Below are 16,857 nucleotides of genomic sequence, written 5' to 3' on the forward strand. Positions count from 1 at the left end.
CTTGAGAAGTTATGGCCTGCGGCGCTTGTGCCGCGCCTCCAGCGCCGCACAGCCCCAGACGGCGCCGAAGAGCAGATAGACGTGACGCCAATGGTCAATGTCGATGACATTGCCGATCGCCGCGTGACCGAGCACCGAGATCCAGGCGACCATCAGGAAGGGTTGCCAGGGCCGATCGAGCAGCAGGTTTCGGAAACCGATCGCGAGCGTCCAGACAAGCATGCCGACATAGCTGACGAAGCCGAGCCAGCCATAGGAGGTAAGCGACTTCAGCCAGATATTATGCTCGTCTTCGGGGAACATCGTGCCGAAGACCAGCGGGCCGATGCCGAGCGGGCGCTCCATCATCATGGTGAAGCCGATCCGATGGCGCTCGAAACGGCCGAGATGCTCGCCGTCATATTGCTGCACCAGCTGGGCGCGCGCCGAAAACAGTTCGGCGACCTTGGGAATCTGCAGCGCCACCAGCAGCGAGGCGACCAGCATGATGATTGCCGCCAGCGACAGGATCAGCACTCTCAGTCGAAAGGCGCCACTGCGCTCTTTCAGCAGCATGATGAAAATCAAGAGCACCACGCCAAGCGCAAAGAGCCCCCAGGCGGCGCGAGAAAAAGAAAGGAAGATGCCAAGTGCAAGCACGAGCAGGGCGGCGGCCTTCAGCGGTGATTTCTTCAGGTCGCCGGCCAGGATGCCGTGGATGAGATGAAGCGATGGCGGCACCAGGAAGGGGCCAAAGACGTTCGGATCCTGGAAGGCGCCTTTGGCGCGGTCATAGAGCGTGAAGATTTCCGCGCCCGGAAAGGCGTGGAAATAGCCAAGCACGCCGAGCGCCGATGTAGCGACGGCTGCGAATGTCCAGGCGTTGAAGATCACTGGCAGCCGCTTGTGGCTGTCCTCGATGATTGCCGCGTAAAAGACCGCGGTCAAGGCGAGGAATGTCGACACCGCGATATACATCGGCGCCGTCGCCAAGTCTTTCATCTGCGTCAGCGACAACATGCCGCCGATATTGAACGTGAGCAGCAGGGCAAGCAGTGGCGCGACGCCGCGAGAAATCCTCAGACCCAGGATGAACCAGAGGCCGATCAGCCCGGCCATCCAGAGTTCGTAGGGCGCCGGTTCATCGATCACGAAACCGGAGAGAAAGACGCCGAAGGCGACGAAGCCGGAACCGATCAAGCGCAGCGTTGCCCGCTGCGGCTGGGCGACACGCTGATATGTCGCCTCGATGGGGCTCAATAGGCGTTTTCCGTGTTGAGCAGTCGGATCGGCGTCAGGAACAGGATCTTGAGATCGAACCAGAGCGACCAATTCTCGATGTAGTAGAGGTCGTAGGCCGTGCGGAACTTGATCTTCTCGTCATTGTCGACCTCGCCGCGCCAGCCGTTGATCTGCGCCCAGCCGGTGACGCCGGGCTTGACGCGGTGGCGGGCGAAATAGCCCTCGACGACATCGCCGAAAGCGCGGTCGCGCGCCTGGGCGAGCACCGCATGCGGGCGTGGGCCGACGAGCGAGAGATCGCCTCTCAGCACGTTGAAAAGCTGCGGCAGTTCGTCGATCGAAGTCTTGCGGATGAAACGGCCGACGCGGGTGACGCGCGGATCGCCCTTGGTCACTGCGGCCTTGCCCGTGGGATCGGCCATATTGGTGTACATCGAGCGGAACTTGAAGACGTTGATGACTTCGTTGTTGAACCCGTGGCGCTTCTGCATGAAGAAAACCGGGCCTTCCGACGTCGCCTTGATGGCGATCGCGGTCACGAGCATCAGCGGCCAGAGCAGTAGAAGCGCGAGAAGCGTGAAGTAGATGTCGAAGCCGCGCTTGGCAACGGAGTCCCAGTCGCGGATCGGCTTCTTGAAAATGTCGAGCATCGGCACGGCGCCGACATGCGAATAGGCGCGCGGCCGGAAACGCAGCCGGTTGGCATGCGCGGCGAGACGAATATCGACCGGCAGGACCCAGAGCTTCTTCAGAAGATCGAAGATACGGGCTTCGGCTGAAAGCGGCAGGGCGATGATCAGCATGTCGATCCGCGTCAGCCGCACGAATTCGACGAGTTCGGCCACGGTGCCGAGCTTCGGATAACCGGCGACCATGATCGGTGAGCGCTTTTCGCCGCGATCGTCGAAGATGCCGCAGATGCGGATGTCGTTGTCGGCCTGCTGTTCGAGGATGCGGATCAGCTCCTTGGCCGGTTCGCCGCCGCCGACGATGACCGCGCGCCGCTCCATGATACCGTTGCGCGCCCAGTTGCGGATGCCGTAGGCAACGAGGAAACGTTCGATTGCGAGAAAGAGGGCACCGGCGACGAACCAGGGGATATAGGCGCCGACCATCGCCCATGTGGTGCCGCGGATGAGCGCGAACAGGCCGATGGTGAGCGCAAGCGCGATCGTCCACGAGGCGAGAATGCGTGGCATCAGCCGCAGCTTCGCCCGAAGTGCGGGGATGCTGTAAGTGTCGGCCAGCTGCAGGCCGGTGACGGTCAAGGCCGAAACGATCGCCGCCATGCCCAGCCGCACCAGCAGGGAGTCGCTACCGTCGCCGGGCCAGACGTGGTGGGCGATCAGGGCGATCGAAAAGAGCGCCAGGAATTCCAAGAGCCGCAATTGCCCGATTATGATGACAGGCGAACGGGTTCCGTCGCGGAACTGTTCGGCGATCTGGCGGGCATAGGGGTTGATTTCGATCGGTTCGGAGGAGCGCTCCTGACCTGCGTCACCGCGCGCCTCGATGTCGGACACCTGCTTGCGCAGCGTGTCCAAGTCGAATTGATCGCCTTTTTCCAGCTTGTTCATGGGGTTTTGTCGCTCGTTGTCACAAGCGAGATACCAGAAAGCCCCTAAGAAATATTTACGAGGCGGTCGACATTGCTTGGTCTGCGGCGGGATCGACCAGCTCATGGTATAATTTCAGGACATCCTGCGCCATGACAGTCGAGGAAAACACTGCCTTTACCGCTTCGCGCGGCGGCATTGTTCTGGCGTGCCAGCCGGGCGTGCTCAGCGCTTCCGCCATGACGCGGGCAAGGTCGTCGGAATTGCCGGGCTCTACAAGAGCCGGACTGTCCTTGCCGAGCACCTCGGGAATGCCGCCGACGCGGCTTGCAATGATCGTCTTGCCGGCACCGAGCCCTTCGAGCACGATATAGGGCATGGCTTCGGCGCGAGAGGGGACGACGAGGTTTTGCGCCATGGCAAAGGCTTCGTGGATGCGCATTGCCGGCAGCATGCCGATCCGTTTGCCGAGGCCGCGTTCGATCATCATCTCGCGGTAACGGTCCCTGTCAGGCCCGTCGCCGATCATCAGCGCCGAAAGCGGTCTTCCGAGCAGCCGTTCGGTCTTGGCAAAGGCATCGACAAACAGATCGGGACCCTTGAGGTCCCGAAGCATTCCGACATAGATAAAATGCACGGCATCCGACCGGGTATGGATTGGCTCGAATTCACGCTCTCCGATGCCGTTGTAGATCAGTTTCGTCTTCGTCCGCGGCTTGCCCACCTTGCGGGCATAGGTGTCGCGCTCGTATTCGCAGATGAAGACCAGCGCATCGGTGAAATATTCCTGCAGGCGCTCCATCCTGAGGACGAATTGTCCGCTGAGCGAGGAGCGCGAATAATGCAGGCTTCCGCCATGCGCGGTATAGAGGCGGGCTACGCGATACCTGTTCACCCGCAGGGCTGAGCCGGCAAGTCGCGCGAGCACGCCGCCCTTGGCGCCGTGCCCGTGCAGCACATCCGGCCGCAAACTTTTGATCGTCTTGTATGTATCCCACATCGTCGCAATGTCGGACGGGCTGACCGAGCGGCGGATCGGTACGCGCGTCAGGCCGAGTGAGAGATAGGGTCTTATATCGTCGAACAGACTGTCCTCGTGTTCGCCGCCGGTCGAGCTGTCGCACAGGATACCGATGTCATGGCCGGCCTTGCTGTGCTCCTCGACCAGATCGCGGACATGGCGGAAAATTCCGCCGACCGGCGACCTGAAGCAGTGGAGGATGCGGAGCGGCCTATCTCTTGCCATTGCTCAGAAGAGCCGTTCGCGGACGTAGATCGTGTCGCCGGCGATGATCGGACCTGAGATGTTGATGCGGCCGGTCAGCACCTGTCCGTTGATCTTGCGGGTGACGTCGACCATGCTCTGGTTGGCGCGGCTGGTGAAGCCACCGGCAACCGCAATGGCATTCTGCACGGTCATGCCCGGAACATAGGCATACTGGCCGGGCTGGCCGACTTCGCCCATGATGAATATCGAACGGTAGCGGTCGACGTCGATGGTGACGTCGGGGTCACGAAGATAGCCCTGCTGCAGTTTCTGGGCGATCTGCCCCGAGAGTTGCTGCAGGGTTCGGCCGCGGGCAGGGACCTGGCCGATGAGGGGAAAGGCGATATAGCCGGCCTGATCCACAGTATAGGTATTGGTCAGGCTCTGCTGGTCGAACACGGTGATGCGCAGTCGATCGCCGCTGTCGAGCGTATAGGGCTGGATGGTCGCCTCGTTGAAGGCTTTCGGCGCCGGCTTGTACGTCGTGCATCCGCCCAATGCTGCCGTCATGGCTGCAAGGCTGAGGGCCAAAAGGATCTTGGGCGGGGCGACAGACATCCGCTGGTGCTCACAGAAAATGAACTCGGTGCAGCCGTTATCGATCCGTTAGGGTTAATGCCCGGTAAAGGCGCATGGCAATTTCCCGAGTTCACTGCCAATCTTCGCTATTTCTTGGTGAGACCACCATTAACCGTTGAGTTACCACGGTCGTTTACGCTTAGGGCACGTTTGTTGTGGAGTAAGAGCATGTCCGGCGTAGTGCGTGATCAGGATGTGGACATCGACCTCGGTCAGCTGGTTCGCGCCGTCTGGGCGCGCCGCCTCAGGATTTTGACGATCACGCTCGTGGGAGCCGGCATCGCTTTTGCCGGCGCCAAGATCATCTCGCCGCAATATCGCAGCGAAACACGCATCCTCATCGAACCCCGTGCGCCGGCCTTCGCCACTACCCAGCAGGTCAACGACGCCGGCGCCGGGCCGCTGATGGACGAACTGAACATCGCCAGCCAAGTGCAGCTCCTGCAATCGGCCGATCTCCTCAAGAAGGTGATCAACGACCTGAAGCTCTACGATCTGCCGGAATTCGACGATGCCGCCAACGGCTCGGCGATGAGCAGCATCCTGGTGAAGCTGCATTTGAAGAAGAACCCGATGGAGAACCCGCCGGAAGAGCGGGTGATCGACGCCTTCGTCGAACGGCTGCAGGTCTATCAGGTGCCAGGTTCGCGCGTCATCGGCATCAATTTCACGTCGAAGGATCCGAAGCTCGCCGCCGCCATTCCGAACGCTATGGCGAATGTCTATCTTTCGACCCAGAGCAGCGCCAAGCTCGATTCCAATTCCGAGGCGACGCGCTGGCTGGAGCCGGAGATCGAAAGCCTGCGCCGCAAGGTCAGCGAGGCCGAGAAGAAGGTCGCCGAATATCGCACCACCCACGGGCTGCTGCAAACAAACGGCACCACCACCTTTCCCGCCCAGCAGCTGAATGACATCTCCGCAGAGCTGACCCGCGTACGGGGCGACAAGGCCAATGCTGAGGCGAGGGCGCAGGCGGTGCGCAATGCGTTGTCGTCAGGCGAAGCCTTCGACACGCTGCCCGACATCATGTCCTCCCAGGCGATCCAGCGGCTGAAGGGGACAGAATCCGGCCTCCAGTCGCAGATATCGGATCTGCAGACCAGCCTTCTCAACAGTCATCCCAGGCTGAAGAGCCTGCGCGCCCAGCTCGCCGACATCCGCGGTCAGATCCGCCAGGAGACGCAGAAGATCCTGGCGAGCATTGAGAACGAGTCCAAGGTTGCCGATCTGCGCGCGCGCGAGCTCGAGCGCCAGTCGGACACGGCGCAGGCCAACAGCGCCCGTGCCGGCGAGGACGAGGTCGGCCTCAATGCGCTGGAGCGCGAGGCGAACGCGCAGCGCCAGTTGCTCGAAACCTATCTCGTGCGCTACCGCGAGGCCGCCTCGCGCGCCGATAGCAATTCGAGCCCGGCGGATGCCCGTATCGTTTCCAGGGCCATCGAGCCGGTCGATCCCTATTTCCCGAAGGTGTTGCCGATCGTCGTCGTCGCGGCCGTCGCGACGCTGATCCTGAGCGCCATCGTCACCATGCTGGCCGAGCTCTTTAGCGGCCGGGCGCTCCGTCCCCTCGGGACATCCCGTGAGACGATCGAGGCGGATACGATCATCGAAGAGATGGACGTGCCGCAGGCCGCTCCGGCCGTCGCTACGGCCAGAATGCCGGCCCAGCCGAGCATGCTCGCCCTCGTCGCGGATGATGACGAAAAGGACCCGACCGAAGGCGAGGAGGCTGCCGAGGTGGCGCCGGAGGACGGCAATGAATTCTCTGTGGCCTCGGTCGCGGATTATCTTACCGGCAGCCGTGCACCGCTGGCGATCGCCATATCTCCGACCGGTGACAATGGCTCGGCGGCGACGGTTTTGCTGACACGGATGCTCGCTGATGCCGGCCGCCGGGTCATTCTCGTCGATATGACCGGTTCCGGCTGCCCGACACAACTGATGGCAGAGGATGAGGCCGCTCTTGGCGTCACCGATCTTTTGTGCGGTGCGGCCGCCTTCGGCGACACCATCCATGGCGATCGCCTTTCCGATGCTCATCTGATCCCGCAGGGCCGGAGCGACGTGCGCCGCGCCATGCGTGGCGTCGACCGGCTGTCGCTGCTGCTCGATGCGCTCGCTGCCGCCTATGACCTCGTGGTGGTCGAATGCGGTGCCGCCGACGTTGCCGGTGTCTCGCGGTTGACGCACAGCCGGAATGTCGAGATCATCCTCTCTCTGCCGCAGCTCGAGGAGACGATTTTCGTCGCCCTGATGACCGAATTCCAGGCTGCGGGCTACGAGCGCGTGGTGCTGATGTCGGATGGCCAGGCGGACGAGCAGGAATTCGGACGGGCTGCCTAAAGCCCGTCATTTGCTGCGCGTTAGGTCTTTGTTTTTAAGCATGGCGTGATCGCAAAACCGCCGCGCACTTTTGCGCGAATGCTCTGGCGATCAGCCGAGCCGGGCCCGAATGCCCTGGGCGAATTTATAGAGTTTCGGGCGCGCCTTGATATGTGCCTTGCCGCGGGTGACGATCCGGTGTGCCGCGCCGGCGACGAGGCCAAACGGCGAGACCGGCAGGACGACATCGTAATGCGCGGTCTCCACCGGCGCCCAGGATCGTTTGTAGGTCTGATCGCCGAGGCCGAAATCGAACAGCGCGACACCCTTGCCATGCAGTCCCGAGATGGTTTGCCAATAGAGGAATTCGCCGGGGCTCGTATCCGGCGCGAGATCTTCGTCAATCGCCCCGAACTGGCAGATGACATGGTCTCCCTTGCGCGAAATGCCTGAAATCGAGGCGATCCTGTCCTCATTCTCGCCCTTCAGCCGCAGCGCATGCATCTGCAGGCCGAAATATTGCTTTGTGTCATCCCGCTTGTCGATGAGGCCGTGCAGGAAGGCCTGCGTTTCCCGGTCGGCGAACACGTCCGGCAAGCCGAGCTTGGCGAAGCGGATACCCTTCAGGCGGAAGAAGATATCGAGAAGGCGGTGTTGCTCTTCCGATGTGGGGGGAATGACGTATTCGACGCCGCCGGCCGCTTCCAGACGTTTCGACTGAACGCGGAATTTCTTACGCCGGCTCTTGGCGTTGAGCTGCTTCAGCGTTTCCTCGAAAACGGGGAGGAGCGGCAATTGATAGGCGTGGTTCTGGTTCTGCACCATAGGCAGTCCGGTGAGCGGGGTCTGCCGTCCGCGCCATTCCAGCGGTATGTTTTGCAGCAGCAGCAGATCGGCGCGGCCCTTTAAGGCATGCTGAAGCTGCCTAGCGAACTTCCCGGCGTCGATGCTCCCGCCGCTTTCGGCAAAATTTCCGGAGAACAGACCGGTATTGATATTGCTGTGATCGGCAGCCATGAACTTCGCAACGGCCAATCCACGGGACTTGACGATCTCGATCGGCAGAATGAAGGCCGTTTCCCCGGCGTAGGTGCCTTTGAGGATCGCCAGCGGACGCTGAAAAGCGTTTACCCAGGCAGCGCACCAATCGTAGCTCTGATGGAGCGACTGGAGATCGTCGGCCTCCAGAGCCCGCCAATCATCCTCCAGCGGCTGCATCGCGTCGAAGACCGCGATGTCGATTTTAGCCATGGCCAGTTTCATGCTCACCTGGCGCAGGCGTGAAATCGCCATTTCGGCCAGCGCGCCATCGTCCGACGGCTGTTCAGGGACATCGAGTGTTTGCGTCTGCACGGGACTCTCCGGTCAAAATGCTGAACGGGAAGGTATGTATGCAGGACGTATATTTGGTTTAACCGCCGCCCATCAGCGAGGTTTTCCGCCGATCACGGTTATCTGGCCGTTAATGCTTACTGCTGTCGCGGTCCGGCCATCCATTTGATGACCACCATCGCCGGCAATACCCAAAGCAGGCCGGTCAGCAGGAAGTAGAGCAGGTGCCCCCACCAGGGAGCATTTCCGAGCGTCGCCACCGCGATCGTGTTCGCCACCAGCGCATAGACGAGCACAAGCACGATGATGAGGATCGTGCCGATGAATTTGCGGAGGCGGACGGGCATCGTTTATCTCTTGTATGGGTGGCGCGGAGCGGCGCGACGGCATGCCGCAAAGCTTCGGGGCTTGTTTTGCATGAGCCGGTGGGGCAAATCAACTGCCGGATAGAAGGAGACATCATGGCCGTCGCGAACCCCACCACGGAACAGGCGATCCTGAGCGAAGTACGCAAGCAGAACCGCAATCGCCGCGCATTGCGGCTGTGGCTCGGCTTCGTGCTGTTGGCGCTCTTCTGTCTCGTGCTTGTCGGCGGCGCGACGCGGCTGACGAATTCCGGCCTGTCGATCACCGAGTGGAAGCCGATCCATGGGGTCATTCCGCCGCTGTCGGCTGCGGAATGGGAAGAGGAATTCCGCCTCTACCAGCGCATTCCCGAATTTCAGCAATTGAACAGTTCCATGACCGTCGAGGAGTTCAAGGGTATCTTCTGGTGGGAATGGGCGCACCGGCTGATCGCCCGCGGCATTGGCGTGATCTTTGCATTGCCGCTGATCTTTTTCTGGCTGACGGGACGAATCGAGCGGCGTCTGCGCTGGCCGCTCGTCGCCATCCTGGCGCTTGGCGGCCTGCAGGGTTTCATCGGCTGGTGGATGGTGTCGTCCGGGCTGTCGGTCCGCACCGACGTCAGTCAGTACCGGCTTGCGACGCATCTCGTCATGGCCTGCGTGATCTTTGCCGGCTGCATGTGGATCATGCGTGGGCTCTCACCGCATTCCGATGATCCGGCGCCGGCGCGCAGCTCGCGCGGGTTCGCCGCCGCCATCGCCATTTTCGCGCTGTTCCAGATCTATCTCGGTGCTCTGGTGGCCGGGCTCGACGCCGGTTTTTCCTACAACACCTGGCCGCTGATGGATGGCGCCGTCATCCCCTCCGATCTCATGATCCAGCAGCCCTTCTGGATCAATGCCTTCGAGAATCCGAAGACGGTGCAGTTCCTTCACCGAATTGGCGCCTATACGCTCTTCGCAATAGCGCTGATCAACATGGTGATCGCCCTTCGCGCAGCCCCTTGGACCACCCACGCCCGCCGCGCCGTCCTGCTTTTCGCGCTGGTGGCCATTCAGGCGGCGATTGGCATCGCCGCGCTGCTGATGCAGGTACCGCTTCACTGGGGCCTGCTGCATCAGGCCGGCGCCCTTGTTGTTTTCGGCTTCGCCATTGCCAACTGGCGCGGCTTTTACGGCGAATACCCGCATGAAACGCTGATCGCGGAACGCGATTGAAGACGAACGGTCCGGGCCCTTTTTACCGAAGCACGCTGTCAAGCAGCGGCATGCCGATGATCGCAGCCGCGGCGATCAGCACGTAGCAGGCGATACGGAAGGTCCGTTCCTCGGCAAGCCCGAACAGTTTCGAGCCGCCATAGAGGCCGACCGCATAACTCGGCAGGATGACGACGGTGAGCGCAAGGACTGCCGGCACGAACAATCCGCCGACATAGTAGCTGATGGCGCTGAAAATCGACGAGATCGAGAAATACAGAACGACATTTGCCCGGACGCGGGTGAAATCGCTCTTGCCCCCGAGCCAGTAAGCGACGACCGGCGGTCCCCCGAGCTGTGCGGCGCCGCTGAAAAGTCCGGCGATCAGGCCGACGCCGCTGCTGAGTGGTGTCGAAGGCACGCCGTGATAGCGCCATCCGGACATGAGCAGCGCAAGCAAGCAGATGGCGATGATCGTGATGCTCCATCGCAGCAGCGTCGGGTCGAGCAGCGCCAGCGTCGCGGCGCCGGCCGGGACGCCGAGAGCCGCACCCGCCGCCATGACAAAGACCTCGGACCGGTTGGCGCTGCGCCAGGCGGTAGGGATCATCCCGAGTGTGGCAATGCCATCGATGACGAGCAGGATCGGCGAAACCAGCTTCGGCCCGACGATGGCGCCGCCGAGCGGAATGAAGATCAGTGCGGCGCCGAAGCCGGAAAAGCCGCGGGCAAGCCCGGCGACAAACGCAAACGTCATCAGCGCATAGATGCCGTGATCGGGCAGGGCGGCGGCAAACCATGCACGCAGGCCGGCGATAAGCACATCCGGCGTCATGATGTCAGGAGGCGAGCATCAGGTCCATGTTCTGGACGGCAGCCCCCGAGGCGCCTTTGCCGAGATTGTCGAGCAACGCCACCAGATTGACCTGCAAAGCGCCCGGCGTGCCGAAGACGAACAGCTTCATCGTGTCCTTGCCTTCGAGTTCGACGGCGTTGACGCGGGGGAGCGCCTTGCTTTCGGCGAGCGGCACGACGGTGACGATGTCCTGTCCGGCATAGTGGGCAACGAGCGCTGCATGGATGCTCTCCATCGTCGCACCCTCGGTGAGGTCGTCGAGATGCAGCGGCACCTGGACGATCATGCCCTGCGCGAACTTGCCGACCGACGGCGAGAAGATCGGCGCGCGGTCAAGCAGGCCGTGCACGGTCATCTCCGGCACATGCTTATGGGTGAGCGGCAGGCCGTAAAGGAAATGCGGCGCGCTGATCGCGTCCGGATGATCCGGATTTTCCATCTGCGCGATCAACTGCTTGCCTCCGCCGGTATAACCGGAGACCGCGTTGACCGTCACCGGATAGCCGTCCGGCAGGATTCCGGCGGCGCGCAGCGGCCGGATGAGGCCGATCGCGCCTGTGGGGTAGCAGCCGGGGTTGGAGACGAAACGGGCCGCCCTGATCCTCTCGGCCTGATCGCCGTCCATTTCGGCGAAGCCATAGGCCCAGCCGGGATTGACGCGGAAGGCCGTCGAGGTGTCGATCACGCGGACATTGTTGTTGCCCGAAACCATCTGAACCGCCTCCTTCGACGCGTCGTCGGGCAGGCAGAGGATGGCGATATCGGCGCTGTTCAGCATGTCCTCGCGCATGGCTGCATTGCGCCGCTCGGCTTCGGGAATGGACAGAAGCTCGACATCGCGGCGGCCGGCCATGCGCGTGCGGATCTGCAGACCCGTCGTGCCGTGTTCGCCGTCGATGAAGATTTTCGGTGCCATGTTAAACCTGCGCTTTCAACGATTTATGGAGGTTTCTGGATTCGGTTTGAGCGATGATAAGTCAGCCTTGTGACACGGCGATGGCGCGTCGCTCCGCATGAAGTCCCAGCATATACATCGCCACCGTTGCCCCCGCAATGGCGGTGATATCGGCATGGTCGTAGGGCGGCGACACCTCGACGATATCGGCGCCGCGGATGTCGAGCTGATGCAGACGCTGCAGCACCGAGAAGATCTTGGCACTTGACGGGCCGCCGGCAACCGGCGTCCCGGTGCCGGGCGCGAAGGCCGGATCGAGGCAATCGATATCGAAGGTCAAATAGGCGGGCGCACCACGCGTATGAGAGATGATCGCCGAGGCGATGTCGCCGGCGCTCATATCCTCGACCTGATGGCCGTAGAGGATATTGATGCCGCAATCTTCCGGCGCGTGGGTGCGGATACCGATCTGGATCGAGCGGTCGGGATCGATGATGCCTTCGCGGGCGGCCCTCGCCACGAAGGAGCCATGGTCGATGCGCCGCTCTTCGTCGAACCATGTGTCCTGGTGCGCGTCGAACTGCACCAGCGCCAGCGGCCCGTGTTTTGTCGCATGGGCTTTCAGCAGCGGCCATGTGACGTAGTGATCGCCGCCGAGCGTCAGCAGGAAGGCGCCGCTGTCGAGGATGACGTTCGCCTGTCGTTCGATGGCAGCAGGCGTATCCTGGTGATTGCCGTAGTCGAGCAGGCAATCGCCGTAGTCGATCACGGCCATGTCGGCAAACAGTTCGCGGCTGAAGGGATATTGCGCGTCGTTGTCGAAGATCGCCGAGGCGCGCCGTATCGCCTGCGGGCCGAAACGCGTGCCCGGCCTGTTCGATGTGGCGGCGTCGAAGGGAATGCCCCAGACGGCGACGTCGACGCCGGCAAGCTCCTTGGTGAAGCGGCGGCGCATGAAGGACAGCGCTCCGGCAAAGGTCGGGTCGTTGGCGGCGGAAGTGAGGCTGGTCGCCGTGAAGGCGTGGTCAATCGATCTGTTCGCCAAGTCATGCTCCTTTTTTCGGTCGCAAAACCATAGTCGCGTTCGATACGGACGCTGCATTGCACGATCGCCGTCAGGTGCCGGGCATCGGCGGCGGTCTGTCGCGAGGGAACTGGCCAGCCCCTGCGCGCAGAAAGGGTTAGGCGAGGTGAGACCAGATTTCAAGCAATTCAGATGACGGCCGCCCTCGGGGAGCGGCCGTCATCCGTCTGTCAGGCCGGCTTCCGCAGGAGCCGCAATCCAGCCAGCGTCGTCAGCGCCGTCGCACAGACATAGCCTGCGAGCGGCCATGCGCTGTCGCCGCCAAGCAGAATCACGAAGAAGGTTCCGGCAAAGCCGACGATGATGCTCTCGACGCAGAAATAGAACGCGACCGCCGTTCCTGCCGTGTCGCCAAAGCCGTCGAGCGCGCCGTTGGCGGTGACCGCCGTCGTAAGCACGATGCCGACCGCAATGATCCACATCGGCACGACGAAGCTGCCGAAGGAGGGTTGTAGAAACAACTCTCCGAAGGCAAGCAGCGCGGCGCCGAGAAGCAGGGTTGCCATGCCTCTGGCAAGACTGCCGGCGGTACCCCAGCCTATGACGAAGCGTTTGGCGAAAGGGGCCGTCACGATCATCACCAGCGCCACCGTGGCAAAGGCGACGCTGAAACCGACGCCGGAGAAGCCGGCTCTGTCGATCAGGATACGAGGTGCCGTCGAGAAGAAGACGAAGAAGGCGCCCATCGCGGCACTGAAACCGGCTGTATAAACCCAGAAGGGAAAGCTCGTCAGGATCGGGCGGACGGCGATCTTCGCCGTAACCGCGGGGCGGGTTTCATGCCACCGCATGCCGGCGTTGAAAAAGGCGGCGACCGACAGGAGGCCGAGGACGAGAAAGATGGCACGCCAGCCGAAGCGATCCGCGATCAAGGCTCCGGTAATCGGACCTAGTGCAGGCACAAGGGAGAGGATGGAACCGAGAAGACTATAGATCGTGCTGCTTTCGGGACGGCCAGCGTAAACATCACGCACCGTTGCGAACGTTGCGACAAGCGCCGCCGACGCGCCGACCGCCTGCAGCAATCTCAAAACCACGAAGAGCGGTGCCGACGAGATTGCGGCAAGCAGAAAGGATGAAGCGGCAAAGAGTGCCGCTCCTCCGATCAGCACGGGTCGTCTTCCGACAATATCAGAAATCGGGCCGAAGACGACCTGCCCGGTGCCAAGCACGAGCATGTAGAGGCTAAGGGTCAGTTGGATGACGGCCGGGGTGGTGCCGAGCGCCCTCGGCATGACTGGCACAATCGGCAGATAGATATCCATGGCGAGGGAAGTCAGGATGTCGAAAGGCGCCATGAGCAGCAAGGCTGCCGGCACGGAATAGCTCCAGCGCTGGACTTTGGAATAAGACATGGGAAGGAACCCGCTCAAATGATTTCATTCGGCGGCGATCTGTCTTTTCAGCAGTATGGGGATTGGCCGGACAGACGCCGCAACAACAGGGAAGAGTTGTTGCGGCTTACTTGTCTGCGGACTTGGTTGTTCCCATGATGCAACTCTGACTGCGGCTTCGCTCATTTCCGAAGCGCTTTGCCAGTTTTCTACCAGCGGAACCGCCATGCGGCAATGGCATGCCGATACGCTTCCGTCGGCCTGGAAGGCGCAAACAAAAAGGCCGGGTCTCCCCGGCCTTCGTAGATCCGTCTGTCCGAAGCGATTAACGCTTGGAGAACTGGAAGGAGCGGCGGGCCTTGGCCTTGCCGTACTTCTTGCGTTCGACGACGCGGCTGTCGCGGGTCAGGAAGCCGCCCTTCTTCAGCACCGAGCGCAGGCCCGGTTCGAAGTAGGTCAACGCCTTGGACAGGCCGTGGCGAACTGCACCGGCCTGGCCGGAGAGGCCGCCGCCGGCAACGGTTGCGACGATGTCGAACTGGCCGTCACGGGCAGCCGCGACGATCGGCTGGCGCAGGATCATCTGCAGCACCGGACGGGCGAAGTAAGCCGTGAAGTCCTTGCCGTTGACGATGATCTTGCCGGAGCCGGCCTTGACCCAAACGCGGGCGACGGCGTCCTTGCGCTTGCCGGTCGCGTAGGAGCGGCCGAGCGAGTCGACCTTGCGGACGTGAGCCGGAGCTGCAGCTTCGGAAGACGTGCCGAGATCCTTCAGGGAGGAGAGGTCAGCCATGATCAGGCGCTCCTTACGTTCTTTTTGTTGAGCGCGGCGACGTCGAGGGCGACCGGCTGCTGGGCTTCATGGGGATGGTTCGGGCCGGCATAGACGCGCAGGTTCTTCATCTGGCGACGGCCGAGCGGGCCGCGCGGAACCATGCGTTCGACGGCCTTTTCGAGGACGCGCTCCGGGAAGCGGCCTTCGATGATCTGACGCGCAGTGCGCTCCTTGATGCCGCCGGCATAACCGGTGTGCCAGTAGTAGACCTTGTCGGAATACTTCTTGCCGGTGAAAACGACCTTGTCGGCATTGATGACGATGACGTTGTCGCCGTCGTCAACGTGGGGCGTGAAGGTTGCCTTGTGCTTGCCGCGCAGGCGCATAGCGATGATGGAAGCGAGACGGCCAACGACCAGCCCTTCGGCGTCGATGATCACCCACTTCTTCTCCACCTCTGCAGGCTTCTGGGAGAAGGTTGCCATAGTGAATACTCTCTTTTGGGACCCCGGAACCCGAAGGCTTGAAGGGCGTTTCTTGTTGCTTGGATTGGCCGCTCGAGGCACGCCAAAAAGAAAGCAGCCCGGAAAGGCTGCGTTCTGGCGCGGTGTATAGAGGGATTGTGAGATCGGGTCAATATCGGCTTGCCCGACGTTGGGAAAAATTAGAAAGCAAAAACAAATAGTTACTTATATGGTATTATATTACCGCACTTTTGTCGACTTTAAAACAGCTGTTCCTGAGCTTGTCATGTCGTCTTCGTCAGTCTGAAACATGGGCTTTTGCGGTCGAAGGTTGGTCTAATCCTCGAACTCACGCAGGCATTTCATCATTTCGCGGAGGCCGCGTGTCAGATGTTTGTCGCGGCGCAGAACCATGCCGAGGCGGCGCGTGAGCTTCGGCGTCAGCGATGAAGTCGCCACCAGGCCGGCGCGGTCCCGGTTCACGGCCAGCGCCGGCAGGATTGACCAGCCGAGCCCCACCGCCACCAGTTCCTTGATCGCTTCGATGCTGCCGAACTCCATGGCCGGCCGGATCCTTATATCGGGGGCGGCGAGCCACGCGTCGATTGCGCGCCTGGTATTGCCGCCCTCATAAAGCAGCAGCGTCCTGCCGCGCATGAAGGCGGCATCAGGCCCGCCCTTGGGCATGTCGCTGCCTGCGGGCGCGACTGCCAGCAATTCCTCCTCGTAGAACGGTTCGATTTCGAAGTTCCGTCCCGATGCCGGCAGGGCGATGACAGCGATATCGAGGCTGTTCGCTTCCAGATCGCGCAAGATATCGTCGGCATTGCCGATATGGACGGTGATTTCGAGGCCGGGCATGGATTTTCTGGCGGCGGCGATGGCGCGAGGAAGCAGATGGATCGAGGCCGTGCCGCCGCTGCCGATACGTACCCGGCCGCTGGCGCCGTCTCTGTAGGGCATCATCGCTTCTTCCGCGGCAGCCGATTCCTGCAGCAGGCGCCTTGCATGGGCGATGAGGTCGATGCCTGCCGCTGTCGGCTGCGCCCGCCGCCCGACACGCTCGATCAGCCGGACGCCGAGCCGTTGTTCGAGCGCTTTAACCTGCAGGCTGACGGCCGGTTGCGTCAGGCCTTCCTTGTCGGCGGCCGCGGTAAAGCTCCCGAGCTCGGCGACGTTGACGAAGGTCGCGAGCTGATCGAGGTTGAGAGGCATCTAAAAGAAATCCTTATGACACTCATAATATTCATAAGCTTCTTTCGAGGCATCTTCCAGCGCATCTTCCACCCATCGACGAAAGGAGGAAGAAGATGAGTGTGGAAACAAGCCAGAGGATCGAGTCCTCCTGCGATGCAGGCTGGCGGAAGCTGTGCGAGATAATGCCCTGGGGCCTCTGGTTGCTGGCGGCAATCGAACATCGTCTCGAAAAACGCCGAAGCCGTCGCACGCTTTCGGAGTTGACGGACGACGAGCTTCGCGATGTCGGGCTAACGCGGGCGCAGGCGAACGCCGAGGCATCGAAATCCTGGTTCTGGTCCTGACCGCAGCGGCGCGTTCCGGGAGACGGATCCCTCGAAATTGCCGGCGCGGTGTGGCAGAACGGTTCTCTGGAAATCTAGCGCAGGGAG

General features: G+C 62.0%; 16 protein-coding genes. 3 read left to right on the forward strand and 13 right to left on the reverse strand.

All coding sequences use genetic code 11. From position 1 onward, the window contains the following. Positions 1-9: 9 nt before the first annotated feature. From J0663_RS16715 to J0663_RS16730, 4 genes are read right to left on the reverse strand one after another with little or no spacing between them, the layout of a single operon-like run. Complete coding sequence (locus tag J0663_RS16715) at positions 10-1,239, reverse strand: O-antigen ligase family protein (RefSeq protein WP_207241406.1); 1,230 nt, start codon at positions 1,237-1,239, stop codon at positions 10-12. Further along, positions 1,236-2,798, reverse strand: a complete 1,563-nt coding sequence (locus J0663_RS16720; protein ID WP_207241407.1) for an undecaprenyl-phosphate glucose phosphotransferase — start codon at positions 2,796-2,798, stop codon at positions 1,236-1,238. Before J0663_RS16720 ends, J0663_RS16715 begins: the two co-directional genes overlap by 4 nt. 55 nt (positions 2,799-2,853) lie before the next feature. Then, a complete protein-coding gene (locus J0663_RS16725) occupies positions 2,854-4,023 on the reverse strand; it encodes a glycosyltransferase family 4 protein (RefSeq protein WP_207241408.1) in 1,170 nt (389 codons plus the stop codon). Positions 4,024-4,026: 3 nt separating this feature from the next. Continuing rightward, positions 4,027-4,602, reverse strand: a complete 576-nt coding sequence (locus tag J0663_RS16730) for a polysaccharide biosynthesis/export family protein (protein ID WP_010060356.1) — start codon at positions 4,600-4,602, stop codon at positions 4,027-4,029. Between the two features lie 189 nt (positions 4,603-4,791). Between J0663_RS16730 and J0663_RS16735 the strand changes: the two genes are divergently transcribed. After that, positions 4,792-6,966 (forward strand): GumC family protein, encoded by a 2,175-nt coding sequence (locus J0663_RS16735; RefSeq protein WP_207241409.1) that lies wholly within the window; start codon positions 4,792-4,794, stop codon positions 6,964-6,966. Between the two features lie 90 nt (positions 6,967-7,056). Here the strand turns inward: J0663_RS16735 and J0663_RS16740 are convergent, their stop codons facing one another. Both J0663_RS16740 and J0663_RS16745 read right to left on the reverse strand, forming a co-directional pair. Then, complete coding sequence (locus tag J0663_RS16740) at positions 7,057-8,298, reverse strand: GNAT family N-acetyltransferase (RefSeq protein WP_207241410.1); 1,242 nt, start codon at positions 8,296-8,298, stop codon at positions 7,057-7,059. Between the two features lie 116 nt (positions 8,299-8,414). Further along, positions 8,415-8,624 carry a DUF2842 domain-containing protein gene (locus J0663_RS16745; protein ID WP_183914908.1) on the reverse strand — a complete coding sequence of 70 codons (210 nt, stop codon included), beginning with the start codon at positions 8,622-8,624 and terminating at the stop codon, positions 8,415-8,417. 114 nt (positions 8,625-8,738) lie between these two features. On the opposite strand from J0663_RS16745, the gene J0663_RS16750 reads away from it, so the two are divergent. After that, entirely contained in the window at positions 8,739-9,842 is a 1,104-nt protein-coding gene (locus tag J0663_RS16750) for a COX15/CtaA family protein (protein ID WP_207241411.1), read from the forward strand. A gap of 22 nt (positions 9,843-9,864) precedes the next feature. On the opposite strand, the gene J0663_RS16755 is transcribed toward J0663_RS16750, so the two are convergent. The 7 genes from J0663_RS16755 to J0663_RS16785 all read right to left on the reverse strand — a co-directional run bounded on the left by J0663_RS16755 (position 9,865) and on the right by J0663_RS16785 (position 16,444). Further along, a complete protein-coding gene (locus J0663_RS16755; RefSeq protein WP_207241412.1) occupies positions 9,865-10,656 on the reverse strand; it encodes a sulfite exporter TauE/SafE family protein in 792 nt (263 codons plus the stop codon). A gap of 4 nt (positions 10,657-10,660) precedes the next feature. Next, complete coding sequence (gene argC / locus J0663_RS16760; protein WP_207241413.1) at positions 10,661-11,593, reverse strand: N-acetyl-gamma-glutamyl-phosphate reductase; 933 nt, start codon at positions 11,591-11,593, stop codon at positions 10,661-10,663. 61 nt (positions 11,594-11,654) lie between these two features. Continuing rightward, complete coding sequence (gene speB, locus J0663_RS16765) at positions 11,655-12,617, reverse strand: agmatinase (protein WP_207241414.1); 963 nt, start codon at positions 12,615-12,617, stop codon at positions 11,655-11,657. Positions 12,618-12,826: 209 nt separating this feature from the next. Continuing rightward, on the reverse strand, positions 12,827-14,011 hold the full coding sequence (cml, locus tag J0663_RS16770) for a CmlA/FloR family chloramphenicol efflux MFS transporter (RefSeq protein ID WP_207241415.1): 1,185 nt from the start codon (positions 14,009-14,011) through the stop codon (positions 12,827-12,829). A 304-nt stretch (positions 14,012-14,315) separates the two neighbouring features. Then, positions 14,316-14,783, reverse strand: a complete 468-nt coding sequence (rpsI, locus tag J0663_RS16775; RefSeq protein WP_207241416.1) for a 30S ribosomal protein S9 — start codon at positions 14,781-14,783, stop codon at positions 14,316-14,318. A gap of 2 nt (positions 14,784-14,785) precedes the next feature. After that, complete coding sequence (rplM, locus tag J0663_RS16780) at positions 14,786-15,250, reverse strand: 50S ribosomal protein L13 (RefSeq protein WP_011424898.1); 465 nt, start codon at positions 15,248-15,250, stop codon at positions 14,786-14,788. Positions 15,251-15,565: 315 nt separating this feature from the next. Continuing rightward, positions 15,566-16,444 carry a LysR family transcriptional regulator gene (locus tag J0663_RS16785; protein ID WP_207241417.1) on the reverse strand — a complete coding sequence of 293 codons (879 nt, stop codon included), beginning with the start codon at positions 16,442-16,444 and terminating at the stop codon, positions 15,566-15,568. A 95-nt stretch (positions 16,445-16,539) separates the two neighbouring features. Between J0663_RS16785 and J0663_RS16790 the strand changes: the two genes are divergently transcribed. Beyond that, entirely contained in the window at positions 16,540-16,770 is a 231-nt protein-coding gene (locus J0663_RS16790; protein WP_207241418.1) for a DUF1127 domain-containing protein, read from the forward strand. The last annotated feature ends 87 nt before the right edge of the window (positions 16,771-16,857 follow it).

The organism is Rhizobium lentis (assembly GCF_017352135.1).
GTDB classification, from domain to species: Bacteria; Pseudomonadota; Alphaproteobacteria; order Rhizobiales; family Rhizobiaceae; genus Rhizobium; species Rhizobium lentis.